The organism is Robertmurraya beringensis, from assembly GCF_042433785.1.
Lineage (GTDB): Bacteria > Bacillota > Bacilli > Bacillales > Cytobacillaceae > Robertmurraya_A > Robertmurraya_A beringensis.
Genome location: NZ_JBHLUU010000122.1, coordinates 45,766 through 70,647 on the forward strand (window position 1 = coordinate 45,766; position 24,882 = coordinate 70,647).

Consider the following 24,882-nt stretch of genomic DNA (forward strand, 5'->3'; position numbering starts at 1 on the left):
GGAGGAGAAGAGTTGAGAAATATTCAAAGTCTTATAATAAATGAGTTACATGTGAAGCCTTCTATTGACGCTCGCCAAGAGGTGAACGAACGCATTGCTTTTTTAAAGGCATACGTGAAGAAAACAACCGCAAAAGGTTTAGTATTAGGGATTAGTGGGGGACAAGACAGCACGCTAGCTGGTAGGCTATCTCAATTAGCGGTGGAAGAATTAAGGCAAGAAGGCTATGAATGTAAGTTTATTGCTGTCCGTTTACCATACGGTATTCAGCAAGATGAAGATGATGCTCAAAGCTCCCTTAAGTTTATACAGCCGGATGAGGAATTCGTTTTTAATATTAAGGAAGCAGTAGATGCAGTAAAGTTTGAATATGATCAAAAAACAGCAGGAGAACCGTTACGTGATTATCATAAGGGGAACGTAAAAGCGAGAATGCGAATGATTGCCCAATATGCAATCGGAGGGCAGGAAGGCTTACTGGTTGTTGGAACTGACCACGCAGCTGAAGCTGTTACAGGATTCTTTACAAAATATGGTGATGGGGGAGCAGATTTGCTGCCACTATCTGGACTCTCAAAGAGACAAGGACGCGAGCTACTAAAAGAACTCGGTGCAAGTGAACGTCTTTATTTAAAAGTCCCAACAGCTGATTTATTAGATCAAAAGCCAGGTCAAGCAGATGAAATGGAACTAGGAATTACATATGAAGAACTAGATGATTTTCTTGAAGGAAAAGAAGTGGCGAATGAGGTAGCAGAAAAAATTGAACAGAGATTTCTCATAACAGAACATAAACGTCGCCCGCCAACAACGATGTTTGATGATTGGTGGAAATAAACAAACGGGGAGCAAATCTAATTGCTCCCCATTTTTATTATGCATATTTTACTGAAGCAGTTAAAAGTTCAAGAGCCTTTTGGGCTTCTTCATCACTTGGTGGTTGAATACCTTTTAATGGATACTCCATCCCAAGAGCTTCCCATTTATATACTCCAAGTTCATGATATGGAAGAACTTCGACCTTTTTAACATTCGAAAGTGTACCAATAAAATCCCCAAGTTTTTTTAGATCGTCAAGATCATTTGAAATGGTTGGTACAAGAACATGTCGTATCCATACAGCAACTTGATGAGCGGATAAGAATTGAGCAAATTCAAGTATATGTTCATTTGCCATTCCGGTTAAGGAAATATGCTTCTTTCTGTCAATATGTTTGATATCAAGTAGAATTAAGTCAGTGTATTTTAATAATTCTTTAAGATTTACTTGAAAGTGTTCCGCGTGTGAGAAACAACCGCCCGAAGAATCAATAGTTGTGTGAATCCCTAGCTTTTTACATTCTTTAAAGAGTTCTATTAAAAATGGAATTTGTAGAAGCGGTTCACCACCGCTAACAGTAATTCCACCACCTGATGACTCGATGAAAGGTAAGTATGTTTTTAAATCATCGATGATTTCGGAAACAGACATCTGTTTTCCAGTTCCGATTTCCCAAGTATCCGCATTATGACAAAATTGGCAACGAAGCAAGCAGCCTTGTGTAAATACGACATAGCGAATTCCAGGTCCGTCTACTGTTCCAAATGTTTCGATTGAATGAATGTTTCCGTTCATGATGAAAAACTCCTCTCATTTATCAGGTAGGGAGATGTTTGCAATCTCCCTACATCATTTTTTTATAGTGAACCATGGAATGTTCTGTTTATAACATCCATTTGTTGTTCTCTTGTTAACTTAATAAAGTTAACTGCGTAACCAGATACACGAATCGTTAATTGTGGATATTCTTCTGGGTGCTCCATAGCATCAAGCAATGTTTCACGATTAAATACGTTTACGTTTAAGTGATGTCCTTGCTTAATTGAATAACCATCAAGAATACTTACAAGATTCAGTTCACGGCTGTCGTCATCTTTCCCTAAGGCTTTTGGTACAATTGAGAAAGTATTTGAAATACCGTCTAATGAGTAAGCATAAGGAAGCTTAGCAACAGATGCAAGAGAAGCTAGAGTTCCTTTTGTATCACGACCATGCATCGGGTTTGCACCAGGAGCAAATGGCTCACCAGCGCGACGACCATCAGGTGTGTTACCTGTTTTCTTACCATACACCACGTTAGAAGTGATTGTTAAAATAGACATAGTAGTCATAGAGTTTCTATATGTTTCGTGTTTTTTAAGCTTTTTCATGAAACGCTCAACTAAATCAACAGCGATGCTGTCCACGCGATCATCATTGTTTCCGTATTTAGGGAAGTCGCCTTCTATTTCAAAGTCAACAGCAATACCGTTTTCGTCACGAACGGGACGAACTTGAGCGTATTTTATCGCACTTAATGAGTCAGCAACAACACTTAGTCCAGCAATACCTGTTGCCATAGTACGAAGAATGTTTGTATCGTGAAGAGCCATCTCAATTCTTTCATAGCTATACTTATCATGCATATAGTGGATGATGTTTAGTGTATTAATGTAAAGACCAGCTAACCAATCCATGGTAGAATCAAATTTCGCCATTACTTCTTCATAGTCTAGTACTTCAGAAGTGATAGGGGAGAACTCTGGAGCTACTTGAAGTTTATGTTTTTCGTCTTTACCACCATTGATCGCATATAGCAGTGCTTTTGCAAGGTTTGCACGAGCACCGAAGAACTGCATTTGCTTACCAATTTCCATTGCTGATACACAGCATGCAATTCCGTAATCATCGCCCCATTCTGGGCGCATAATATCGTCATTTTCATATTGAATTGAACTTGTTTCGATTGACATTTTCGCACAGAACTTTTTGAAGCCTTCAGGAAGGCGAGTAGACCAAAGTACTGTTAAGTTTGGTTCTGGTGCCGGTCCTAGATTAGTAAGAGTATGCAAGAAACGGAAAGAGTTTTTCGTTACTAATGCACGTCCGTCATTTGCTACACCACCGATTGACTCCGTTACCCACGTTGGGTCTCCACTAAATAGTTCGTTATAGTCAGGAGTACGAGCAAATTTTACAAGACGTAGCTTCATAACGAAGTGATCAACCAATTCTTGTGCCTCTTGCTCTGTAAGTACACCGTTTTCTAAATCTCTTTCAATATAAATATCTAAGAAAGTTGAAACGCGCCCTAGACTCATTGCAGCTCCGTTTTGTTCTTTAATTGCTGCCAAGTATCCAAAGTATAGCCATTGGAAAGCTTCTGTAGCTGTAGTAGCTGGTCTAGAAATATCAAATCCGTAGCTTGCAGCTAATTTTTTTAATTCGTTAAGGGCACGAACCTGCTCTGACAATTCTTCACGAAGCTGAATAACAGATTCCTTCATAACTGAAGTAGTACCAGCTAGATCCTTTTTCTTTTCTTGAATTAAGAAGTCTACACCATATAAAGCAATACGTCGGTAGTCACCGATAATACGGCCACGTCCGTATGCATCCGGTAAACCTGTAATGATACCAACCTTACGTGCCATTTTCATTTCATCGGTGTAAGCATCGAATACACCTTGGTTATGTGTTTTACGATAGTCAGTAAAGATTTTTTCAACATCCTTATTTAACTCAAAACCATAAGATTCACATGATTGTTGTGCCATACGAATTCCGCCAAATGGCTGTAGGGAGCGTTTGAACGGTTTGTCAGTTTGGACACCCACTACTTTTTCTAAATCTTGATTTAAGTAGCCTGCGCCATGAGAAACAATGGTAGATACGATTTCGGTATCCATATCAAGGACGCCACCGTTTTCTCTTTCTTGTTTTGTTAAATCCATTACTTGATCCCATAATTTTGTTGTTGCCTCAGTAGGGCCTGCAAGGAAGGAATCATTTCCTTCGTACGTTTTAAAGTTTCTTAGTATAAAGTCTCTAACGTTTACTTCTTTACTCCAAGTGCCTTCTGAAAAACCTTTCCACTGTTCCATTTGAGTCCACCTCTTAGTAAATATTTATATAACAGATGATACAAATACATCATACTTGAAGTATAACAGATAATTAGTGAAATACATCACATAATCTAGGTGACATTTTGACAATGTTATGAACATTAGGTTTTTCAGAGGTTTGTTATGTGATGGAATAGTAAAAAAAGAAAACTGTACTATAATGATTTGATGAAAAATAAAATCTGTTATACAAAAAGTTATTTTTAATATCACTATTGTAACGTGAGAAATCTCTTCGTGGTCAATTAGGTTATGTAGATATTTTGACAGTTTGGTGGAACATAAAAAACGACTGTGCGTTTTACACACAATCGTCAACAAGTGTTAATTTACAACGATATAGGCTGTCATTGGTCCGTTTGAATCTGAATCATGGTGGGTTAAGCAAACCAATCGATAGACACCCTTCTTTTGAAACTGAAGATCTAGTTCAGTTTCTTCTCCTTGAAGAATTTTACCGCTAATGTCTGTGCCTTCAATAATAAATGGATGATTAGCACCGTTTATTCCCATAATCTTTAATTTTACCTTCTCACCCTTTTGTAGAAAGATGGTCCCCGGGTCAAAGCGATAGGCTTCAATTTCTTTTCCATCTTTAGTAGTCGCTTCAAACTCGCCAGTGACTAAATGAATTTCTCTCGTAGAATCATTTACTGATGTTTGAACGACTGCCTCGCTTCCCATGTTTAAATAAATCCAAAGGGAGGCGGAGAAAACCAAACCTAACAAAAGAAGTGAAAATATTAGAGAACGTTTTTTGACTACTAGAAACTGCATCGTACCCCTCCAAAAAATTTATTTCTACTAATTTATATGCATCAAGGTAATGGAAACTTGTCTATACTTTTTCTATGAATGTAAATTTACGACCTAAGTATCGGTTTTTCGTTATAAAGCACGAAATATTACCTAGTTTTTCAATTTCGTAACAAATGCATAATTTATACGCTTACATGCTAAATTTTTTGGTACAATCGAAAAAGACTGATTTCAAACAAGGTGTGTGCATACAGTGTTTAAAAAACTATCTTTTATTTTTCTAACTATCCTTGCATTAAGTTCAAATCAAGTGTTTGCTGACGAAATGGACGAGCTGTCCATTATAAGCGATTCGGTAATATTAATGGACTCACAATCCAATGCGGTCCTTTACTCAAAAAACGAGCATGAACGTATGTATCCTGCTAGTTTAACAAAAATTGCAACTGCCATTTACGCAATTCAATCTGCAAAAGTAGATGAAATAGTAAAAGTAAATAATGAGGCTATTGAAGTTGAGGGAACAAAAGTATATTTAAATGAGGGAGAAGAAGTTACACTAAAGAAATTAATTCAAGGGATGCTTATTAATTCAGGAAATGATGCAGCTGCAGCTATTGCCCTTCATATTGACGGCAGTATGGACACATACGAAAAACACATCAATGAATTTCTAAGAAATGAGGTTGGTGTTAAGGATACTCATTTCACGAACCCGCATGGACTTTTTGATGAAAACCACTATACAACAGCGTATGATTTAGGGCTAATCACGAATTACGCACTAAAGAATGAAACATTTAAAGAAATTTTCGGAACAAAAGATTTGGAATGGGATGGTCAATCATGGGATACAACCTTACTAACACATCATTTACTACTGAAGGGAGAAATTCCATTCGAAGGTATTACAGGTGGTAAGACGGGTTTTGTGAATGAATCAAGGCAAACGTTAGCAACAACTGCTTCTAATGGTCAACTTGGATTAACAGTCATTGGTTTAGGGGCAACGTATAAACGTGATATATATAATGATACAATTAATTTGCTAAGCTTTGGATTTTCTAACTTTAAAACTTCAACAATTCCTGTGAATACAACTTTTGAAAATGAGAAGGATAAGTTTGTTGTGACAGATCCGTTATATATAACAGAGCCTCTTACTGATTCTACTGTAGTAGATGTAACAAAAGAGGGAGACTTAACCGTATATGATTCCTCGAACAACAAGATTCAAACGATCTCTTTAGCAAAATATAAAATCAAAACTTCTCCAAAGACTGCTTCTATCATAGGAGAAACCAAACCAAGTGATAAATCTACACCTATTATGATGAAAGCCATATCAATTGGATTAGGATTTGCGTTAATTGGAGCATTCTTAGGAATGTGGAGAAAACGTATTTTGAATGGATGAAACAATGAGGAAACAATTTTAAAAAAGTTGTCTTATAGAGCGGATAAAAACCATCTAAATATTAAAAATTAACAGTGGAGGTGTTTTCATTATGTCAAATCGAAAAAAAGATCCTTCTACTGTTGGATTAAGTTCTCCGCAAGTTGAAGGACAAGGCACAACAGAAAATGAAATGGCTGGGACAAAAAAAGATAGTGCAAGACGAAAAACAAAAAGACATTAAAAGAGAGCCAATTGGCTCTCTTTTAGTTTTATTTATACATTTCTTCTACTTGTTTTTGGATCTCACTATTTTCGAGATATTCATCATAAGTCATTTGCTTATCAACGATACCATTTGGAGTAATTTCAATAATTCTGTTGGCAATCGTTTGAATGAACTGATGGTCATGTGATGCAAACATAAGTGAGCCTTTAAAGTTAATTAACCCATTATTTACCGCAGTAATTGATTCTAAGTCTAAGTGGTTTGTTGGCTCGTCCAATAGAAGAACATTCGCGCCACTTAGCATCATTTTAGATAGCATACAACGGACCTTTTCTCCTCCGGAAAGAACGCTAGCCTTCTTTAATACTTCTTCTCCAGAGAACAACATTCTTCCTAAGAAGCCACGAAGGAAGCTTTCACTTTGATCAGCAGGCGAGAACTGTCGTAACCAATCTACCAGGTTAAGCTCACTACCTTCAAAGTAAGAAGTGTTGTCTTTTGGGAAATACGCCTGAGAGGTAGTGACACCCCATTTAAACGTCCCACTGTCAGCTTCCATTTCACCTGTCAAAATCTTGAATAAGGTTGTTTTAGCAAGTTCATTTGCTCCAACAAGTGCAATTTTATCTTCCTTATTCATTACGAAGCTAACATTGTTTAAAACTTTTTCTCCGTCGATTGTTTTTGTTATTCCTTCGACACGTAACAGGTCGTTTCCAATTTCTCTTTCAGGAGTAAAACCAACATACGGATATTTTCTTGAGGATGGACGAATGTCATCCAAAGAAATTTTATCAAGTAATTTTTTTCTTGATGTTGCTTGCTTGGATTTAGATGCGTTAGCGCTAAATCTCGCGATAAATGCTTGAAGTTCTTTGATTTTTTCTTCTTTTTTCTTATTTTGGTCCTGAGCCATTCTCTGTGCTAACTGGCTTGACTCATACCAGAAATCATAGTTTCCAACGTAGATTTGGATTTTTGAAAAGTCTAAGTCCGCAATATGCGTACATACTTTATTAAGGAAATGTCTGTCATGGGATACAACAATAACGGTATTCTCAAAGTTAATTAAAAATTCTTCTAACCATTGGATTGCTTTTATGTCTAAGTGGTTCGTCGGCTCATCAAGTAGAAGAACATCTGGCTTACCAAATAAAGCTTGCGCAAGAAGTACCTTTACTTTATCAGACCCTGAAATATCTGCCATCTTTTTTGTGTGAAGGTCTTCAGTAATTCCAAGCCCTTTTAATAAAATGGCAGCTTCTGATTCAGCTTCCCAACCGTTTAGCTCCGCGAATTCTCCTTCAAGCTCAGCAGCTTTCATACCGTCTTCATCTGTGAAGTCCGCTTTCATATAAATTGCGTCTTTTTCTTGCATGACTTCATATAGACGCTTATGCCCCATGATTACTACTTTCATTACTTCTTCTTCTTCGAATTCATAGTGGTTTTGCTTTAAAACCGCCAATCTTTCTCCAGGTCCAAGGGAAACTTGACCGGTTTGTGACTCTATTTCACCAGATAGGATTTTTAAAAATGTTGATTTTCCTGCCCCATTTGCCCCAATTAATCCGTAGCAATTACCAGGTGTGAATTTAATATTTACATCTTCAAATAGTTTACGGTCACCATATCGTAGGCTTACGTCTGTTACTGTAATCATTTCTTTTCCTCCAAACAAAATAAACAATAATTTTCATTATAACACTTTTTACTGGTTGTTCGCATGAATTTCTATATCATCAGCATTGCCAAAAAAATCAACCTTAAATAAAAGTTTTATTTTCATAGAAAAAAATGATGAAATTTCATATTTTTTTCATATTTATCATGTACAATAAAGCTAATCAGATCGGAAAAGGAGTCTTTAATATGGCTAAAAAACAATTAATAGACTTAGTTAATCGGTTAAAGGGGTCAGGAATTAAGGTTAGCTTTTCAAAACCTCGCCCCAAATCAATTCTCCTTTTACAGCAACAAGCAAAATTATCTTCTTCAACAAATTAATAAAACGAGCGGCTATTAATGCCGCTCGTTTTATTGTATTTCCTTCATTATTTTATTAAAGACATCTTCTCGATTAAAATCTTCTCCCATAGGGAATTTCTTAATAAATTTATTGTTTTCATCTACTAGAAATAAGAAAGTAGAGTGGACATAAAATCCGTCACCTGGATCTCTATATTGAAACTGAAAGGTATTGGCTAACCGTTCAATATCCTTTTGATCTTCCTTAATATTACTAGGGTCACCAGTTAAAAATAACCAGTTTCCGTCGTCTACAATTTCAAAATGGGACATGTGACTTTTCATCACTTTGGGTGTGTCACGAAAGGGATCAATAGTAACGGTTAGAAATTGAATCTTATCTCCGAACACGCCTTCCTCTTCAAGGTCCTTTTTTAATTGATTCATTTTTAATGTTGTGGTGGGACAAATATCAGGACAATGCGTATACATGAATTCAACAAGTTTTATTTTTTTCTCTGTTTTACTAAAATCAAAGCTTTCATTGTTCACTGTTGTTAAAACGATATCATCAGGAATGGTTGCATTGGCATCACGAATTAAAAAAAAGGATATACCAGCAGTAATACCAACAATGACTATAATGGAACAAATCATATATATTTTCTTCATGAACATACCTCCTCTATTTAAGATAATGAATCTTGAAGGAAAATCCTATGGACATATTGTGAACATATTAAATTGATCCATATAGGACATTCATCTATACCGATGACATACTGTCTGAATACGCTAGGAGTGAAAAGGCTATAGAGGAGGGTGAAAAAATATGAGTGGAAGTTATGGAGGCGGCTTCGCTTTAATCGTTGTCCTGTTTATCTTGCTAATCGTTGTTGGAGCAGGTTTCTTCGGTGGAGGCTACAACTACTAATATTTATTTATAAAAAAAGCGAGAGGGAAGACCCTCTCGCTTTTTTGTGGTGATTAATTCATTCCAATCCATACACTCTTAACTTCAGTATAGTTGTTAAGTGCATAAGAGCCCATTTCACGACCAAGACCAGATTGCTTATAACCACCAAACGGGGAAGCGGCATCAAATGCGTTATAGCAGTTCACCCAAACCGTTCCAGCTCGTAAATTGTTGGCTACGTAGTGTGCTTGAGCTACATCACGAGTCCATAGCCCAGCAGCTAAGCCGTATTCACTTTGATTTGCACGAGCAATAAGCTCATCTAAGTCTTCATACGGAAGAGCAGAAATAACAGGACCAAATATTTCTTCTTTAGCGATTGTCATTTGGTCACTAACATTGGCGAAGATCGTTGGTGAAACAAAGTATCCTTGTTCAAATGGATTATTTCCACCAACTAATAGCTCGGCTCCTTCGTCAATTCCTTTTTCAATATACCCAAGAACGCGTTTTTGTTGTGTGCTTGAAACAAGAGGTCCGATATCTGTGTCAGAGTGTAGACCTGCTCCTTGCTTAATGTTCTTCGCATGACTTACCATATCAGCAACAACATTATCAAATTGCTTTTTCTGAATGAAGACACGAGAACCCGCACAGCACACTTGACCTTGGTTAAACATAACCCCATTTAGTGCTCCAGGAATTGCCTTTGAAAGATCAGCATCTGGCAGCAGGATGTTTGGCGATTTTCCGCCAAGTTCTAGGGTTACTCTCTTTAAGGTTTTGGCTGCTCTCTCCATAATCATTTTCCCAATTTCAGTTGAACCGGTGAAAGCAATTTTATCAACTTGTGGATGGTCAACAAGCGGTTGACCTGCTGTTTCACCGAATCCTGGAATGATATTGACAACACCAGGAGGGAAGCCTGCCTCTTGAATTAACTCAGCTAAGTATAGGGCAGAAAGTGGTGTTTGCTCAGCAGGCTTTAGTACGACTGTACATCCTGTTGCTAGTGCAGCACCTAGCTTCCACATGGCCATTAAAAGAGGGAAGTTCCAAGGAATAATTTGTCCAACCACCCCGACTGCTTCGTGTCTTGTATAGTTAAAGTATGGTCCATTAACCGGAATTGTTTGCCCGACAATTTTCGTGGCCCAGCCCGCATAATATCGCATATGTTCAACAGCTAAAGGAATATCAGCATTCGTAGTTTCTCTAATTGGTTTACCGTTGTCCAATGTTTCAAGTTGCGCTAGTTCAGCTGCATTTTCTTCCATTAGGTCAGCAAGCTTATACATTAATCTACTTCTTTGGGCGCTACCCATTTTTGACCAAGGACCTTCATCGAAAGCTTTTCTAGCAGCCTTCACAGCGAGGTCTACATCTACTTCGTTGGCCTCAAAAACAGTTGCTAGCACTTCGCCAGTAGCTGGGTTATAGGTTTCGAAAGTCTTTTGAGCTTTACTTTCGACGAATTCTCCATTAATAAAAAGCTTCTTTTTACCAGATAGGAATTTCTCTACTTTTTCATGCAATTGAACAGTTAATTGACTCATTGTTTCCCTCCCGCTATTAAATGGTTTAGAATTTCCAAACTATGACAACGCTTACATGGTTAATACTATCATTTTATAAAACTATTTTTCAATCATAAATATAGTAAATATTCCGATAGTGTTTGACACGATTTTTCGACAAAAAAATAAATAATCGCCTAAAATAGGCGATTACGATTAGTCAATATTACAATATTCAATCGGACAGTTCTCACAATCTATTTCCTTTTTTAAATAACTTAGGTCATGGACAGTAATTATTTTTTTGTTAATAGAAATAATATGTTTCTTTCTTAATTCAGTCAGCATTCTACTAATACTTTCTCTTGCTGTGCCACAGAAATTCGCTAGATCTTGATTGGTTAATGGAACCGATATTTCAATTCCATTTTCTCTTAATACACCATAACTATTACATAACCTAATAATGGTTGAATAGAGTGCTCCTTTTTTTCCATTTAACACTAAATCACGAAACTTAGTAGTGGTTTTTCTTATATGATCATTCATCCATCGAAGGAATTCAATAGCTAACTGGCTATTTTTAAAAAAGGCATGTTCAAGTTCAGTAATATTGATGGCTGCAACTTCACCATTTTCTATTATTTTGGCATTAAATATATACCTTGGATCCACAGTAAATAAGGTTAGTTCTCCTACAATATCATAATGCTTACAAAGTCTTAAACTCAGCTCATTGCCTTCAGCGTTCATTTTTGAAATTTGAACCTTACCTGATAAAATAATATACATTTCTCTTGCTTCTTGTCCTTCTTTAAACAGATAGCTTCCTTTTTTTATAGGTACAATTCGTTCAGCCGATTTTAATAATTCGCCAAGTTCGTAGGATAATTCTTCTTTATATTTTTGAATCACCATCGGTATCCTCCTTTAAGCGTTGGCCATATATTTTTATTTAAAAGAATGTTATGTAACTGGTCAATATAGTTTACTTAAAAATGAGTTAACGTTTTGTGACAGAAATCACATTTAACTTAATAATTTCTTATAATAGTGATATTTGTAACAGCAGTGAAAGGGGAGTTTTACATATTCAAATAGTGTAAACCCTAGCTTTCAATAGTTTAATGATGAAATACGGGTAATGTAACCGTTTCACAAATAGTCACGAAGCGTTCAATAGTTTTTCTATTAACAAAAGTGAGAATGAGGGGTAAAATGACAGTAAATATTGTGATTTTTTTCACATTTTGAAAAGAGAAAGGATCCTGAACATGTATAATGAGCTTACACCTATTGAGGAAGCGGCATTAAACGCTAAGAAAAAAAGAGATACGTGGATGTCATCTAAACTCCATTACTTTATTAAAGCAATGCTTGCTGGAGTCTATATTGGTTTCGGAATCATGGTATCGTATAAAACGGGAGAATTTTTCTTTGATGCCGGGTCTCCATCTGCGATGCTGTTGGTAGCGATTTTCTTTGGGACTGCTCTCGTAATGATTATTTACGGTGGGGCGGAGTTGTTTACTAGTAACGCAATGACAATGACCATCGGAACGTTAAGAAAGGAAACTACCTGGTATGAGACGTTGCAAATCTGGCTGGCTTGTTACTTTGGCAATTTAGCTGGAGCATTGTTTTTTTCTCTTCTGATTATGCTATCGGGCTTATTTTTATCACCAGACAAATCGGAACTTTTGATGGACGTTGCAAGTTATAAGATGCACGGACATACATTAGAAATCTTTTTTCGTGCCATCCTTTGTAACTGGCTGGTATGTTTAGCTATTTGGTTACCAATGCATGTAAAAGGTGACGTAGCAAAACTCCTATTAACCCTCTTACTTGTATTTGGTTTTGTTATCTCTGGCTATGAACACAGCATTGCAAATATGGCGCTATTTGGAATTGCTCTAATGGTTCCACATCCAGAAACGATTACCATTTGGTCAGCAATCCATAACATCATACCTGTAACCCTTGGAAATTTAATTGGAGGAAGTATTTTTGTCGGAGCTTTATATGTGTACCTAAATAAAAAGCCTGTTGTTAAAGAAAAGAAAGTACTAGAAAATGAAGTTTCTTTCTCCGTCTCAGAGAAGAGAGTAGCTAAATTGTAAGGATTTATCGGATGAAAAATCTCCTTGATATCGTTCAAGGAGGTTTTTTTTGATGATGAAGAGGTTACTAATTAGTGAAAATGCCCATACAGGACAACTTTGCCTCACATATACTGCCGATAGATGTCATGGGAGGTGGAAGTAATGAGCGCAGAAGCTGGATTCGGCTACGGCGGTGGATTTGCTTTGATCGTCGTTTTGTTCATCCTATTGATTATTGTGGGAGCAGCATATGTGGGATGGGGATATTAATTAGTTTTTAATAATAAAAGGGGTTGAAAGGTATGGGCTATAACTACGGATATGGTTATGGTGGATGTGGGTATGGATACGGAGGATTTGTGTTAATTGTCGTATTATTTATCTTATTAATCATTGTAGGCGCTTCGTGGTTATAAGAAGAAATAAACAACCTGCTTGAAGGGGCAGGTTGTTTATTTTTGGATACACAGGAAAAAATACTTTTAAAATATAATAATTTGTACATACTAAATAAAAAGAACGAAAGAATCTCTAGAATGGGGGCAATTGCTATGTTCTTTAACAGAAAAGCTCAAGAAGAAAAACCGGAAGATATTTTAATGGATATTGAAGTGTATACATGTGCTGATAACGATTGTATTGGTTGGATGAGAAAAGAGTTTGCAAGCTCCGATTTAAAATGTCCATTGTGTGGACACGACACAACAATGGAAGTTAGAGAGTTGCCTAAAATCAATTAGTGATTAGAAGCAAGGCGTTGCCTTGCTTCTTTAGTGTGTATCTGTATTGTAGTAATGGTCATTAAATGCTTGTTCAGCAGCAGCTTCAGAAGCAAAAAGGGCATCGTCATCTTCGATTACATGAAAGGTCTCATTTAAAAATAAAGCGACTCCACCGGGATTATGAGGATGTTGTACAATTTCAGCCGCTCTTATATTAGATACAGTCGGAGTATGTGGGTTATTATAAATCACGAACACCTCATCACCTATTTTGACCTCTTTTGGATTGACCATTTCCATCTCATCATTACCTCCTTTTAGTTAATGAACATATATATATCGTTCTCATCAAAATCAAGTGTTATTCTTCCAAAAGGGATGGAAACGTTCACATAACTATCACAGTTAGGGAGAGTATCGCTTTTTTCAGGTGATATAATAAGAGTGTAAAGAAAAACAAATAAAAAAAGAAAGGAGTTAACATTTTAGGAGACTCAACCATATAGTGTTCGTTCCGTAAGTAAGTATATGAGAACGAGTAAACTATAAAGTCCACGCATAATTTGTGAAGCGGTGAAAAGAGAGGAAAATGTAAAGTCCCTACAATTTAATCACTACTTATTTAGTAAAAAGTTTCTTAGTAGGTAGCAAAGACTTGATGCTGAAATTCTCATTTTAAGTATTGTAGCTATATTGTGTTATGAAAATATAGTTACGAGAAGATAAAAAGGGGGTAGAAGCCAACGCCTTGGGTTAAAAAGTAGACCAAAAACGGAAAATTTGGCCATGGAAATTACAACTTCCTTTATAGAATTCTAATAAAGCTTCCATTATGTGAATGAAAGATAAAATTAAAACTTAATAAGGCTGTTTGTTATTCGAAAGGAATACCTTCTCACTTCTCGTAGTAAGTGAGACCATCCAACGTAATCCTAAAACGGAACAAACACACATCAGCATAGTATTAAAAGAGCTTAACCTTGTTATTTGGAGTAGGAAAATAACTAAACCGGAAGCAAAGCTGATGAAAAATGGTTGGGTCCCCTAAGATGTTGACTTTCTCTCTAGTATAGCTAGAGAGTTTTTATTTAATCTAAAAAGCACAGATTACGTAATCTGTGCCCGTTTTATTATTGATAGCTTGCTTCTAGTTCATCAATTAATGTACCTACGTAGCTTACGGCCTTCTCAATAGGGGAAGGTGTTGACATATCAATTCCAGCCTGTTTTAGCAACTCTAATGGACGCATCGTCCCCCCAGCTTTTAACACCTCTAGCCATCGCTCAACAGCCGGTTCACCTTCTTCCTTTATTAACTGAGCCATAGCAGTTGAAGCGGTTAAGCCAGCGGAATATGTGTATGGATATAGTCCCATATAGTAATGTGGTTGTCTCATCCATGTAAGACTTGCGCCTTCATCAATTTCCACTGTATCTCCCCAGAAGTCAGTTAGCACATTTGCTTTTTGCTCGCAAAGTATTTTTGCTGTTAATGGCACCCCTTCCTCAGCTAAACGATAAACTCTTCTTTGGAATTCTCCCTCCAATAGATGTGTAACAAAGTTATGATAATACGTTCCTAATAATTGTAATAGCACCCAGCGCTTCATTTGAACATCATTCGTTTGAGAGAGCAAGTAGTCACCTAAAAGCATCTCATTCATTGTTGATGGGGCTTCAATAAAATACATGGATGGGCGAGTATTCATCATGCGTTGATTTTTGTTTGCCAAATAAAAGTGTCCTGCGTGTCCAAGCTCATGGGCAAGGACAAAAGCACCTCTCATGGTGTCTGTCCATGTTATAAGAATATACGGGTGGGAGCCGTAAGGGCTAGAACAGAATGCACCGGTGAATTTCCCAACATTATCAGCTAAGTCAACCCATCTTTCCGTTAATCCTTTTTTCATAATGCTACTATACTCAGGTCCCATTACTTTTAATGCTTCTAAGATTACTTCGCTTGCTTCCTCATAGGTCGTAGATGGATTAAAAGATGGATCTAAAGGTGCCTTTAAATCACAGAATCTCATCGTTTCAAGCCCAAGAACACGTTTTTTTAACTGAGCAAACCTTCTCATATGCGGAGCAAGCTCTTTTTGAATAACATTCAATTGATTCTCATAGGTAACTTTCTCAACTTTTTGTGGATGCAAAAGCATATCTGTTACAGAGTCATAGCCTCGTAATTTAGACAAAGCGACTTGTTTTTTTACTTCTGTTGCATACACAGCAGCGTACGTATTTTTGTACTTGCTTAATGTAGATACAAATGATTCATAGGCATTTCCTCTCACTATTGGATCTGGTGAAAATTCATATCGGTCTTCGAATAAAGCGAAGCTATTTGGTAACTCATTTCCTTTGTCATCTAAAAACGAAGAAAAAGTCATATCGGCAGATTTACTTGTTTGATAAATTTGGTAAGGTGCTCCATGAACTTCTCCAAGAGCAGCAAGTACTTGTTCAGTTTCAGGGGATAAACGGTATTTTTTTGTCTCTAGTAAATCAGCTAGCATATTCTTAAAAGGAAGGAGATTAGGTTGTTCTTGTACGAATTGTGAAAGTGTCTCTTCGTCAAGTTTTAATAATTCTGAATCAATAAAAGATAATGATGAGTTTATTTTGGAAAGTAGCGATGAAACCTTTCCAATATTCGCCTGGTTGATTGGATTTGTTCCATCTTCTGATTGTTTTAAAGAAGCAAAAGTAGAAATTTTTATTAACTTATGGGTTAGCTTTTCACGTTGTTCTAAACATTGAAGTAACGTAGCGGAGTTTTCGGTTACTTTTCCTTTATAAGCATCAAATAGACTTAGATCATTTTCCACCAATTTGAGATGGTCTTGCCAAGTATCTTCTGAGTCAAACAAATCACTTAAGTCCCATGTTAAATGCTCGGGTACCTCTTTACGTAAATACCTTTTTGAAGATGTTTTCTCCATTTTCCTTCCCCCTAACTATGTATTTCGTATTCCTAAGTATATACATTGTTAGTATACATGATTTTAAAGGATTTTTCTAAATATTTTAATAAATCAATACAAAAAAACGGTGAGATTATCTAACCTCACCGTGCTTAGTTTACATTTTATTCTTCCATTTTTTTTGAAAGGCATCTGTCACATTCTAAGAAGTACGATTCAGCCTGTTCATGTACCTGTTGACCACACTCGGGACAAACCTTTTTGGGTAATGTTCGGAAAAACTCAACTGGACTTATTAACATTTTTACTCCTCCTTATATAATACAGAATAATTAATTACCTCTTGTTATAGTACAGTATACACGAGGATGTTAAAAATGTGTAGACTCTTTTCTTGAAAAAATCAAAATTTTTTTTAAATAAGTGAAATGTACTGATTTATCATTTTTGGTGGGAAAACAAAAGAAAATAATTGTGACAAAAAACAAAACTTTTTCTTTTATATACGGTATCTATCCATTAAAATCAAGTAGATATAAATTGTTTCTGAAAAGGAGGCATTTCTTTTTATGGAAGAAATTATTGGATCGTACAATCCTATTTTAATTTTTTCTGCATTTATTTTAACGATAATGGCTTCCTATACTTCAATGAACTTAGTTGCAATGCTTCATACCTCTGAAAGAAATGGAAGGCTTTTATTAATTGCCGGTACCTTATCAATGGGTGTTGGTATTTGGTTAATGAATTTCATCGGAATGCTTACTATAGATGGAGCGGAGTCCTTTCATTATCGTATTCCACTTATTTTGCTATCACTAATTGTCGGTATCATCTTTGTAGGTCTTGCGTTTTATACTGTAACAAAACATCACTTTCATAAAACTAGTCTGTTATTAGGAAGTATTTTTATGACATGTGCAGTTTTATTCGTTCATTTGGTTGGGATGCTAGGACTAGAAATCGTATTTTCTTATGATCCAATTATCCTTATCGTTGCTCTTGTTTTGATGTGTGCATCTTTTTGGTTCGTTTTTTGGATGTTGTTTTTCGCTAAAAACTTTTCGGTTAGTCATCGTATTTGGATGAAGCCTTTAGCAGCTTTAGTATTAACGATAGCTATAGTGGAAGGACATTTCTTACTTGTAAAATCAGCTGAAATTATAAGATTTAAAATTACGGATCCGATAGGGAATATATCCGATGAACGGTTATTTATTTATTTTGTTCTTTTCTTATCTATTGTCATTTTAATAGGATTAATTTCGTCTTCCGCTTTTATCAGTAGAAAGTTGGCTATTACAGACACAAATCTTAAAGATATTACAGCCGCATTAGACGAATCTTCCATTGTTGCTATTACAGATCCAAAAGGGAAAATTACCTTTGTTAATGACAAATTTGTTGAAATCTCTAAGTATCAAAGAGAAGAGCTTCTCGGTATGGATCATCGGATATTAAATTCGGGCTACCATCCACGTAGTTATTTCCAACAACTTTGGAAAGAGATTAGCTCAGGAAGAGTTTGGAAAGGAGAAATCCGAAATAAAGCGAAGGATGGAAGCTTCTATTGGGTCGATACGACCATTGTTCCGTTTCTAGGAAAAAACGGCAAACCGTATCAATATGTTGCGATTCGTCATGATATAACCAATAGAAAATTAGCAGAAGAGAAATTAAAAGAGTCGTTAAAAGAAGTTAATGATATAAATTTTGCTTTAGATCAATCCTCCATTGTTGCTTTTACAGATGAAAAGGGAAAAATTACAAAGGTGAATGATAAGTTTTGTGAGATATCTAAATACTCACGTGAAGAGCTTATTGGGGTAGATCACAAAATCTTAAACTCGGGGTTCCATTCCAAAGCTTACTTTAAAGAGTTGTGGAGCACAATTGGGAACGGACATGTTTGGAAAGGTGAAATTAGAAACAAAGCAAAGGATGGAACATATTATTGGGTTGATACAACCATCATCCCCTTTATGAATGAAAAAGGGAAACCATACCAATACCTAGCGATAAGAAATGATATTACTGAAAGAAAGAAAACAGAAGAAACACTTCATCGTCAAGATAAGCTAGCTGCTGTTGGTCAGCTCGCTGCCGGGGTGGCCCATGAAATAAGAAACCCTCTTACTTCTATGAAGGGATATGGAGAGTTTCTATTAGAGGATGAGACCGATCCACAAAGAAGAGAATTTATTGAGATTATTCTTGATGAGATTGGCCGTGTAAATACGATTGTTGAGGATTTTATGGTTCTTGCCAAGCCTAGGGCAGTAGAACTTGAAGAAAAAAATATTGTCAAAATAATAAACAATGTACTTTCACTATTAGAATTCGAAGCACGAAAAAAGAATGTGAAAATGAGTTTTGAAGCAAATGAAGATATCATTCAAATTGAGTGTGATGAAGATAGACTGAAACAGGTGTTTCTAAACTTTGTAAAGAACGGTATTGAAGCTATGCCGAATGGTGGGGAATTAACCGTTAAAGTAAGTGTCGAGGATAACCAAGTACAAATCTCAATTCAAGATACGGGGGTTGGGATACCAGAGGATAAGCTCAAAAAGATTGGTGAACCGTTCTATACAACCAAAAAGGAAGGAAACGGCCTAGGGTTAATGGTTAGCTTTAAAATCATTGAAAGCCACCAAGGGAAAGTATATATAGAAAGTGAAATAAACAAAGGCACCACCTTTAATATCATATTACCGGCAAAAACTGCTTAAGCTTAGACCCCAGTCATTTTTAGACTGGGGTTTTTTCGTTATTATTTTTGTTCATTTTTTTCTTTTTGTACAAAAAATCGATGAACGGGTTTTGCAACTTTGCTAAAGTTCGTCTCTATTTTTTCTGCCAAGTGTGAGGCTCTCTCATAAATGGCCGTCTTTAAATAATCGAGTTGTCTTTGGATTTTCTCCGAAATGGCTTCTTGATGGTCTAACCTTTCCATAACTGTTTGATGAAATACCTCTTGTAACCCCATTTTTTCTGAAATCTCTTCATACATATTTTCATGCACTTGTAGTTGTTTAGTTAATTCAACTGTTTGTTGCTCGTGTGATGACAGTGTTGAGTTAAGCTCGAGTAAACGTTGATCTTGTAAAGATAGTTGATCCACCATCGCTTCATGCATTAGCCCTTCTTTTGTAATTTCATTAAGGACAAGTTCATTTTCTTTTTCAAGCTTACCCAGTCTCTCAAGGATTATTTGATTGGTTTGACTTTGTTCTATCATTATTGATGCAATCTCGCGTAAAGATTGTTCTGATCGGCTGATTTCTTGTAGTAACTCATTAAATTTAATCTGCTGAGAGGAGGTGGTTTCACTAAGTGTACTATGAAATAATTCAATGGATTGTGATAAAGTTGAGTTAGTCATTTTTTGACTTTGCAGGACGTCTTCAAAGTAGGAGTACCGGAATATGGTCTGATTGGAATTTGGTTCTCCATGGTTGGATAGTATTAACGGATTTTCATTATTTAACGGCATCAAATCTCTCCTTTATGGAATTAAAAGTAAATAGGTGGAATCCTTTATTTATGTTATGATAAGTTGCGGTTATTTGTTTATCGGCGTTCTGCAAAATTGTGAAGTTAAAATGTCTTTAAAATAAGGGGGCATTTTGTGGATTTATTCTCTTTAGATTCTACTGTTGAAACAAATGATATTAAGTTAACAGTTAACTCGGAGATATTGATGTTTTGGATTCATTTTTCTTCTTTTCACTTGCATTGGCGTGGGTATGAGGTGGAAGAAAACGAGGATATGGATGATGTAGAGAGGGAGCATCTTCACCATGAGTTACAGTTCTTTGATTTTCTATACCACAAGTTTTTAATGTATGTTCCGGAACCTGACGGAGGAGGAGCACAGTTGGCTGCGATATCCCTTCCGCTACAGGTGGTTGAAAAAGTCTTTTATGAACTAGATGATTTTATTCAGTATTGTCAAGTTCATGGAGAGAACGAATTATTAACAATAGCTAAGAATTATAAATCCATTTTCACTACATTGTTTCAGGACATTAACCCAAATACATTTCATTAAACCTGAGTCATTACCAGAACTTTTTAAGATCTGGTTTTTTTTTATACAAAAATAGTGGGACAAGTTTTATAATTTAGACAAATGAGCTCTCAAGCATTTGTAAATGAATTAGAAAAACAGGGAGTGTTAGCTGTCACCTTTGGACCAACATCTGTTAGGTTTACCACTCATCATCAAGTAAACAAACAGGATATAGAAGGTACCATTGACCTGGTTGCAAACATATCAGCTGTAGCATCAAAATAAAAGTTACCTAAGATAGCCTTTAACAAGGTTATCTTTTTTTATGTCATTTTTCCTTGTTTATGCCATTTTTATTCTCGATTTTTCCCATCTATGTTTTGTCTCGAAAAAAGAAACAATACATATGTAACACTTATTTACTAAAAGGAGGGGTTTACATTGAACAAGCGTCTACTTTCTGTAGGTTTTTCTTTAATGTTGCTTACTGCTTGTAACAACAATGCAGCTGAAGATACTAATAACCGCACAACGGGTACTTCGGATGTAGGATTTACAAGTGACCAAGCATCAAGATATACAACAAACAGAACTCAACGAGTGAATAATACTGATATGAATCCTCTAGTTCGGTTAGGTCGAGGAGATCATCAATATCATATGGACTCCGATTACCGAGGCGGAAGAGAGATTGGCCGTACAGATGTGGGAACTAACCCGTCCCCAACCGATGATTATCGGTATGTGAAAAAAGGTCGAGGAGAGAACCGAGGCTTTGGAGCAGCTGGAATGAACGGGTCATCAAACGAACAAGGCAAATCTAAATCACTAGCACATAACGGTGACATATTAAAAATTAAAACAGGCGTTATCACAATTGACCCTAATGCTTATAGTACTGGTACACCAAGTGGGAAATATCCACATAGCCAGATTATTAAGCAAGGTCAATGGAAGATTGTTACTGGCCAAGCTGGACAGCAACAACCAACACAACAACAGCCGCAGGCGACACAGCCACAACAAGCTCCAACACAAAATCAAAACCAAGCAGCTCCTGCTGACCAAGCACCAGCACCAAAAACTACACCTGCTGCTGGGTCCATTAGCTCAATTGAGTCGCGAGTAATTGAGTTAACAAATGCTGAACGTAAAAAAGCTGGTTTACCTACGCTTCAAGCTGATACTAAACTTAGTAACGTAGCTCGTGAGAAATCACGTGATATGCAACAAAAAGGGTATTTTTCACATACGAGTCCAACTTACGGCTCTCCATTTGACATGATGCGTGATTTTGGAATTACGTATCAGAGTGCTGGAGAGAACATTGCAAAAGGACAGAGAACTCCTGAGGAAGTTGTCCAGGCATGGATGAATAGTGAAGGACATCGTAAAAACATTTTGAGTGGTAACTATTCACATATTGGCGTTGGTTATGTAGAAGCTGGTAACCACTGGACCCAAATGTTTATAAAGAAGTAGTAAGAATGCTCCCATCATGGGGGTATTTTTTAGGTAAATAAACAAAATGGAATAATTATGGTCATAATGCAAAAGTTAGGAATGGAGCTTTTTTGAATGAGGTGGCTAGTTTGTTCAAATCTTCAACTGTTTTTGAGCGAAGAATGTTCGTATTTGCATTAATAGTAATAGCTATTTATTTACTACCTTTATTTGTTCTAGGAGAAAATGCGCATATACGAGTTCATGATAACTTGGATTCCAATCTTGCTTGGTATAAAGTCCTTTCCCGTAGTGGGGAACTATTTGGAGAGATTGATGCTGTAATCCCACAAGTTATAAATGGACTGCCTAGAAATGCCTTTGGAACCGAATTTAGTGGAATCGTTTGGCTTCATCATTTTCTTCCAACGATGACGGCGTATGCTATTAGCCAGGCGATCACACGTATTTTTGCATTTCTTGGTATGTACTTATTGCTTCGAGATTACTATGTGCCAAAAAGTTCTGATACGGTGATTCGTATAGGTGTTGCATTAGCCTTTGCGTTAACCCCTTTTTGGCCATCAGGGATGTTAAGTACACTTGGTATGCCATTGGCATTATGGGCATTCCTTAATGTTCGAAGTGGAAAGAAAACTTGGAAAAACGTCATCATTTTTACTTTCTTACCATTCTATTCTAGCTTTGTATTAGGTTTTTTCTTCTTTATGGTAGCGATGGGGATCTTTTGGTTTTACGAGCTTTTGACGAGAAAAAAGCTTCAAATACGATTTTTTCTTTCTATCATGTATATGACAGTGGTTTTTTTACTTGTAGAATATCGTCTAGTTAGCTCCTTCCTCGTTGCTGGTGAACCAAACAGTCGAGATGAGTATATTCATGCCACTCTTCCATTATGGCGCGTGATTCGCTTAACTTTTAAGAATTTCATCCTAGGACATACACATGTGATGACCGTTCATGGTTTAGTCATCCTTCCAATTCTCTTTATTGCTCTTTTTTTAGTATTAATAAACAAGAGTTGGAAAGAGCATAAAGTGTATCTTACCTTATTCGTTTTAAACTTTTTCTTATCCCTTTGGTATGCATTTTGGTTTTATGAAGGCTGGGCTCCAATCGTAGAAAGATTTCATTTTTTGAATACCTTTAATTTCGCGAGGTTTCACTTTCTTAGACCGCTTATTATTTATATCAATTTCGCACAAGCTTTGTTCATTATTAAGTCCTACATTCAAAAAAACGGATATATTCGCTACATCCTTGTTGCACAGATCATGCTGTTATTTGCCTTTAATGAAGAAATCATTAATCATCGAAAGCCAACCGTAAAACAATTTTACGCAACAGAACAATTTGAGAACATAAAAGCGTATATAGAAAGACCGGTAAACGAGTATCGTGTGGTAAGTATTGGCCTTCATCCAGCAATTGCACAGTATAACGGTTTCTACACACTGGATACGTATAATAACTTTTATCCTTTAACTTATAAGCATCAATTTCGAACCATTATTGAAAAGGAATTAAGTAAGAATAAAAAAATTAAAAGGTATTTCGATGAATGGGGAGGAAGATGCTATATTTTTACAGCCCAAATGGGAAAGCATTATATGGTAAAAAAGAATTCTTCTAAAACTTTAAAAAATTTGCAGCTTCAGACATCCAAAATTAAGGAGTTAGGTGGAGAATACGTATTTTCAGCATTGCCTATTAAAAATGCGGATGAAAACAAATTGCAGCTTGAAAAAATATTTCAATCGGACAGCTCTGCTTGGACCATTTATTTATACAAATTATATTAAACAGCTAGGAGGACCATATTTTGAACTCAACAAACGTAACAATTGTTGTACCTTGTTACAATGAAGAAGAAATCTTACACAAAACCTTTTCTGATTTATCCAACTTGTTGACTAGTATGATTGATGATGGGCTAGTTTCTCCAAAGAGTAAGATACTGTTTGTAGATGACGGCAGTAAAGACCAAACATGGAAACTAATATATAAAGAAACGTTAAAGAACGGAATGATTAAGGGAATCAAACTGTCTAGAAATGTAGGTCATCAAAATGCTTTATTAGCCGGTATTCACATAGCAACAGAGTCATCGGACGCTATTATTACGATTGATGCAGATTTACAGGACGATATATATGTTATGCGAGAATTTATTGAGAATTATCAGTTGGGATATGATGTGATCTATGGTGTAAGGGAGAAGCGTGATTCTGATACATTCTTTAAAAGATTTACAGCTGAATCATTCTATAAGTTAATGAACAAAATGGGAGTAGAGCTTATATATAACCATGCGGACTATCGTTTATTGAGTAAGCGTGCAGCAGAGTACCTACAAGGATTTGAGGAAGTGAATATGTTTTTACGGGGAATTATTCCTCTCCTTGGATTTCAATCTACAAAGGTTTTTTATGAAAGAAAAGAACGAACAGCAGGTGAAAGTAAATATCCTTTACGAAAAATGCTATCGTTTGCATTTAATGGTATTACTTCCTTTTCAGTTACTCCGATTCGGTTAGTTCTCGTTGGAGGTTTAGTTTCTTTTTTTATCAGTCTTTTCTTTGCACTTTATTTTCTAGGTTTAAAATTTTTTGGAAATACAGAGCTTGGCTGGACTTCCCTTATCACCTCTATTTGGCTGATTGGTGGTCTTCAATTAATCGCAATTGGGTTAATAGGGGAATATATCGGAAAAATATATAAAGAGTCCAAACGCCGTCCAAAATACATCGTTGATATTGATATGTTCAAGCTGCCAATCGGACGAAACTTTGCACTTGATGAGGGGCAAGAGTTGTTCAAGGATGATGCTATACCCATTCAAAGCTTATCTGAATATAACAATTAAACCTATTTTTTTGTATCCATAAAAGCTATAATATGAGCTCGGGAAAAACTCAGTGTGTAAGCTCTGAGTTT

At 36.1% G+C, this 24,882-nt stretch carries 26 protein-coding genes; 15 read left to right on the plus strand and 11 right to left on the minus strand.

Annotated features, from left to right (window positions below):
• The first annotated feature begins 12 nt into the window (after positions 1–12).
• The gene (gene nadE / locus ACFFHF_RS20150; RefSeq protein WP_160547050.1) at positions 13–837 is read left to right on the plus strand and encodes an NAD(+) synthase; all 825 of its coding nucleotides are present in this window, start codon (positions 13–15) and stop codon (positions 835–837) included.
• Positions 838–874: 37 nt separating this feature from the next.
• Here the strand turns inward: nadE and pflA are convergent, their stop codons facing one another.
• The 3 genes from pflA to ACFFHF_RS20165 form a co-directional block, all read right to left on the minus strand.
• Positions 875–1,615 (minus strand): pyruvate formate-lyase-activating protein, encoded by a 741-nt coding sequence (gene pflA / locus ACFFHF_RS20155; RefSeq protein WP_160547051.1) that lies wholly within the window; start codon positions 1,613–1,615, stop codon positions 875–877.
• A gap of 62 nt (positions 1,616–1,677) precedes the next feature.
• Positions 1,678–3,903, minus strand: a complete 2,226-nt coding sequence (gene pflB, locus ACFFHF_RS20160; protein WP_160547052.1) for a formate C-acetyltransferase — start codon at positions 3,901–3,903, stop codon at positions 1,678–1,680.
• 348 nt (positions 3,904–4,251) lie between these two features.
• A complete protein-coding gene (locus tag ACFFHF_RS20165; RefSeq protein ID WP_160547053.1) occupies positions 4,252–4,704 on the minus strand; it encodes a cupredoxin domain-containing protein in 453 nt (150 codons plus the stop codon).
• A gap of 235 nt (positions 4,705–4,939) precedes the next feature.
• Between ACFFHF_RS20165 and ACFFHF_RS20170 the strand changes: the two genes are divergently transcribed.
• Positions 4,940–6,103 (plus strand): D-alanyl-D-alanine carboxypeptidase family protein, encoded by a 1,164-nt coding sequence (locus tag ACFFHF_RS20170; RefSeq protein WP_377058905.1) that lies wholly within the window; start codon positions 4,940–4,942, stop codon positions 6,101–6,103.
• A gap of 91 nt (positions 6,104–6,194) precedes the next feature.
• Positions 6,195–6,326 (plus strand): YuzL family protein, encoded by a 132-nt coding sequence (locus ACFFHF_RS20175; RefSeq protein ID WP_119708670.1) that lies wholly within the window; start codon positions 6,195–6,197, stop codon positions 6,324–6,326.
• A 28-nt stretch (positions 6,327–6,354) separates the two neighbouring features.
• Here the strand turns inward: ACFFHF_RS20175 and ACFFHF_RS20180 are convergent, their stop codons facing one another.
• Entirely contained in the window at positions 6,355–7,974 is a 1,620-nt protein-coding gene (locus ACFFHF_RS20180) for an ABC-F family ATP-binding cassette domain-containing protein (protein WP_377058906.1), read from the minus strand.
• Positions 7,975–8,183: 209 nt separating this feature from the next.
• Here ACFFHF_RS20180 and ACFFHF_RS20185 point away from each other — a divergent pair, with 209 nt between their 5' ends.
• Entirely contained in the window at positions 8,184–8,318 is a 135-nt protein-coding gene (locus tag ACFFHF_RS20185) for a hypothetical protein (protein WP_340904102.1), read from the plus strand.
• 30 nt (positions 8,319–8,348) lie between these two features.
• On the opposite strand, the gene ACFFHF_RS20190 is transcribed toward ACFFHF_RS20185, so the two are convergent.
• Positions 8,349–8,951 (minus strand): SCO family protein, encoded by a 603-nt coding sequence (locus ACFFHF_RS20190; protein WP_377058907.1) that lies wholly within the window; start codon positions 8,949–8,951, stop codon positions 8,349–8,351.
• A gap of 160 nt (positions 8,952–9,111) precedes the next feature.
• Here ACFFHF_RS20190 and ACFFHF_RS20195 point away from each other — a divergent pair, with 160 nt between their 5' ends.
• On the plus strand, positions 9,112–9,213 hold the full coding sequence (locus tag ACFFHF_RS20195; protein ID WP_340904101.1) for a YjcZ family sporulation protein: 102 nt from the start codon (positions 9,112–9,114) through the stop codon (positions 9,211–9,213).
• Between the two features lie 53 nt (positions 9,214–9,266).
• Here the strand turns inward: ACFFHF_RS20195 and ACFFHF_RS20200 are convergent, their stop codons facing one another.
• A complete protein-coding gene (locus ACFFHF_RS20200) occupies positions 9,267–10,751 on the minus strand; it encodes an aldehyde dehydrogenase family protein (RefSeq protein WP_160547057.1) in 1,485 nt (494 codons plus the stop codon).
• A 177-nt stretch (positions 10,752–10,928) separates the two neighbouring features.
• Entirely contained in the window at positions 10,929–11,630 is a 702-nt protein-coding gene (locus ACFFHF_RS20205) for a helix-turn-helix domain-containing protein (RefSeq protein ID WP_160547058.1), read from the minus strand.
• A gap of 356 nt (positions 11,631–11,986) precedes the next feature.
• Here ACFFHF_RS20205 and ACFFHF_RS20210 point away from each other — a divergent pair, with 356 nt between their 5' ends.
• From ACFFHF_RS20210 to ACFFHF_RS20225, 4 genes are all read left to right on the plus strand, one after another.
• Positions 11,987–12,835 carry a formate/nitrite transporter family protein gene (locus tag ACFFHF_RS20210; protein WP_160547059.1) on the plus strand — a complete coding sequence of 283 codons (849 nt, stop codon included), beginning with the start codon at positions 11,987–11,989 and terminating at the stop codon, positions 12,833–12,835.
• Between the two features lie 144 nt (positions 12,836–12,979).
• A complete protein-coding gene (locus tag ACFFHF_RS20215; RefSeq protein WP_084361915.1) occupies positions 12,980–13,087 on the plus strand; it encodes a YjcZ family sporulation protein in 108 nt (35 codons plus the stop codon).
• Positions 13,088–13,119: 32 nt separating this feature from the next.
• On the plus strand, positions 13,120–13,233 hold the full coding sequence (locus ACFFHF_RS20220) for a YjcZ family sporulation protein (RefSeq protein ID WP_119708663.1): 114 nt from the start codon (positions 13,120–13,122) through the stop codon (positions 13,231–13,233).
• Between the two features lie 42 nt (positions 13,234–13,275).
• A complete protein-coding gene (locus ACFFHF_RS20225; protein WP_377058909.1) occupies positions 13,276–13,557 on the plus strand; it encodes a cold-inducible protein YdjO-related protein in 282 nt (93 codons plus the stop codon).
• A 30-nt stretch (positions 13,558–13,587) separates the two neighbouring features.
• On the opposite strand, the gene ACFFHF_RS20230 is transcribed toward ACFFHF_RS20225, so the two are convergent.
• From ACFFHF_RS20230 to yhfH, 3 genes are all read right to left on the minus strand, one after another.
• Complete coding sequence (locus tag ACFFHF_RS20230; protein ID WP_160547061.1) at positions 13,588–13,839, minus strand: transcriptional regulator SplA domain-containing protein; 252 nt, start codon at positions 13,837–13,839, stop codon at positions 13,588–13,590.
• 830 nt (positions 13,840–14,669) lie between these two features.
• Positions 14,670–16,484, minus strand: coding sequence for an oligoendopeptidase F (gene pepF / locus ACFFHF_RS20235; protein ID WP_377058910.1), 1,815 nt, complete (start codon positions 16,482–16,484; stop codon positions 14,670–14,672).
• Positions 16,485–16,630: 146 nt separating this feature from the next.
• Positions 16,631–16,768: a protein YhfH gene (yhfH, locus tag ACFFHF_RS20240; protein ID WP_160547063.1), complete on the minus strand. Its 138-nt coding sequence runs from the start codon at positions 16,766–16,768 to the stop codon at positions 16,631–16,633.
• A gap of 267 nt (positions 16,769–17,035) precedes the next feature.
• Here yhfH and ACFFHF_RS20245 point away from each other — a divergent pair, with 267 nt between their 5' ends.
• Positions 17,036–19,198, plus strand: a complete 2,163-nt coding sequence (locus ACFFHF_RS20245; protein WP_377058911.1) for a PAS domain S-box protein — start codon at positions 17,036–17,038, stop codon at positions 19,196–19,198.
• A 41-nt stretch (positions 19,199–19,239) separates the two neighbouring features.
• Here ACFFHF_RS20245 and ACFFHF_RS20250 read toward each other — a convergent pair whose 3' ends face one another.
• Positions 19,240–19,962 carry a hypothetical protein gene (locus tag ACFFHF_RS20250; RefSeq protein ID WP_160547065.1) on the minus strand — a complete coding sequence of 241 codons (723 nt, stop codon included), beginning with the start codon at positions 19,960–19,962 and terminating at the stop codon, positions 19,240–19,242.
• A gap of 135 nt (positions 19,963–20,097) precedes the next feature.
• Between ACFFHF_RS20250 and ACFFHF_RS20255 the strand changes: the two genes are divergently transcribed.
• The 5 genes from ACFFHF_RS20255 (at position 20,098) to ACFFHF_RS20275 (ending at position 24,811) form a co-directional block, all read left to right on the plus strand.
• Entirely contained in the window at positions 20,098–20,520 is a 423-nt protein-coding gene (locus ACFFHF_RS20255) for a hypothetical protein (RefSeq protein ID WP_160547066.1), read from the plus strand.
• 81 nt (positions 20,521–20,601) lie between these two features.
• Positions 20,602–20,766, plus strand: coding sequence for a hypothetical protein (locus ACFFHF_RS20260; protein ID WP_377058912.1), 165 nt, complete (start codon positions 20,602–20,604; stop codon positions 20,764–20,766).
• Positions 20,767–21,270: 504 nt separating this feature from the next.
• The gene (locus ACFFHF_RS20265) at positions 21,271–21,963 is read left to right on the plus strand and encodes a CAP domain-containing protein (RefSeq protein WP_160547099.1); all 693 of its coding nucleotides are present in this window, start codon (positions 21,271–21,273) and stop codon (positions 21,961–21,963) included.
• Between the two features lie 143 nt (positions 21,964–22,106).
• Positions 22,107–23,747, plus strand: a complete 1,641-nt coding sequence (locus tag ACFFHF_RS20270) for a DUF6044 family protein (protein WP_160547100.1) — start codon at positions 22,107–22,109, stop codon at positions 23,745–23,747.
• Positions 23,748–23,767: 20 nt separating this feature from the next.
• Positions 23,768–24,811 (plus strand): glycosyltransferase family 2 protein, encoded by a 1,044-nt coding sequence (locus tag ACFFHF_RS20275; protein WP_160547067.1) that lies wholly within the window; start codon positions 23,768–23,770, stop codon positions 24,809–24,811.
• The last annotated feature ends 71 nt before the right edge of the window (positions 24,812–24,882 follow it).

Excerpts from the sequence above, each read along its gene's own strand:
- pflA (WP_160547051.1), bottom strand. The coding sequence starts at position 1,615 with ATGAACGGAAACATTCATTCAATCGAAACATTTGGAACAGTAGACGGA.
- pflB (WP_160547052.1), bottom strand. The coding sequence starts at position 3,903 with ATGGAACAGTGGAAAGGTTTTTCAGAAGGCACTTGGAGTAAAGAAGTA.
- ACFFHF_RS20165 (WP_160547053.1), bottom strand. The coding sequence starts at position 4,704 with ATGCAGTTTCTAGTAGTCAAAAAACGTTCTCTAATATTTTCACTTCTT.
- ACFFHF_RS20175 (WP_119708670.1), top strand. The coding sequence starts at position 6,195 with ATGTCAAATCGAAAAAAAGATCCTTCTACTGTTGGATTAAGTTCTCCG.
- ACFFHF_RS20180 (WP_377058906.1), bottom strand. The coding sequence starts at position 7,974 with ATGATTACAGTAACAGACGTAAGCCTACGATATGGTGACCGTAAACTA.
- ACFFHF_RS20185 (WP_340904102.1), top strand. The coding sequence starts at position 8,184 with ATGGCTAAAAAACAATTAATAGACTTAGTTAATCGGTTAAAGGGGTCA.
- ACFFHF_RS20190 (WP_377058907.1), bottom strand. The coding sequence starts at position 8,951 with ATGAAGAAAATATATATGATTTGTTCCATTATAGTCATTGTTGGTATT.
- ACFFHF_RS20195 (WP_340904101.1), top strand. The coding sequence starts at position 9,112 with ATGAGTGGAAGTTATGGAGGCGGCTTCGCTTTAATCGTTGTCCTGTTT.
- ACFFHF_RS20200 (WP_160547057.1), bottom strand. The coding sequence starts at position 10,751 with ATGAGTCAATTAACTGTTCAATTGCATGAAAAAGTAGAGAAATTCCTA.
- ACFFHF_RS20205 (WP_160547058.1), bottom strand. The coding sequence starts at position 11,630 with ATGGTGATTCAAAAATATAAAGAAGAATTATCCTACGAACTTGGCGAA.
- ACFFHF_RS20210 (WP_160547059.1), top strand. The coding sequence starts at position 11,987 with ATGTATAATGAGCTTACACCTATTGAGGAAGCGGCATTAAACGCTAAG.
- ACFFHF_RS20215 (WP_084361915.1), top strand. The coding sequence starts at position 12,980 with ATGAGCGCAGAAGCTGGATTCGGCTACGGCGGTGGATTTGCTTTGATC.
- ACFFHF_RS20220 (WP_119708663.1), top strand. The coding sequence starts at position 13,120 with ATGGGCTATAACTACGGATATGGTTATGGTGGATGTGGGTATGGATAC.
- ACFFHF_RS20230 (WP_160547061.1), bottom strand. The coding sequence starts at position 13,839 with ATGGAAATGGTCAATCCAAAAGAGGTCAAAATAGGTGATGAGGTGTTC.
- pepF (WP_377058910.1), bottom strand. The coding sequence starts at position 16,484 with ATGGAGAAAACATCTTCAAAAAGGTATTTACGTAAAGAGGTACCCGAG.
- yhfH (WP_160547063.1), bottom strand. The coding sequence starts at position 16,768 with ATGTTAATAAGTCCAGTTGAGTTTTTCCGAACATTACCCAAAAAGGTT.
- ACFFHF_RS20245 (WP_377058911.1), top strand. The coding sequence starts at position 17,036 with ATGGAAGAAATTATTGGATCGTACAATCCTATTTTAATTTTTTCTGCA.
- ACFFHF_RS20250 (WP_160547065.1), bottom strand. The coding sequence starts at position 19,962 with ATGCCGTTAAATAATGAAAATCCGTTAATACTATCCAACCATGGAGAA.
- ACFFHF_RS20260 (WP_377058912.1), top strand. The coding sequence starts at position 20,602 with ATGAGCTCTCAAGCATTTGTAAATGAATTAGAAAAACAGGGAGTGTTA.
- ACFFHF_RS20265 (WP_160547099.1), top strand. The coding sequence starts at position 21,271 with ATGAACGGGTCATCAAACGAACAAGGCAAATCTAAATCACTAGCACAT.
- ACFFHF_RS20270 (WP_160547100.1), top strand. The coding sequence starts at position 22,107 with ATGTTCGTATTTGCATTAATAGTAATAGCTATTTATTTACTACCTTTA.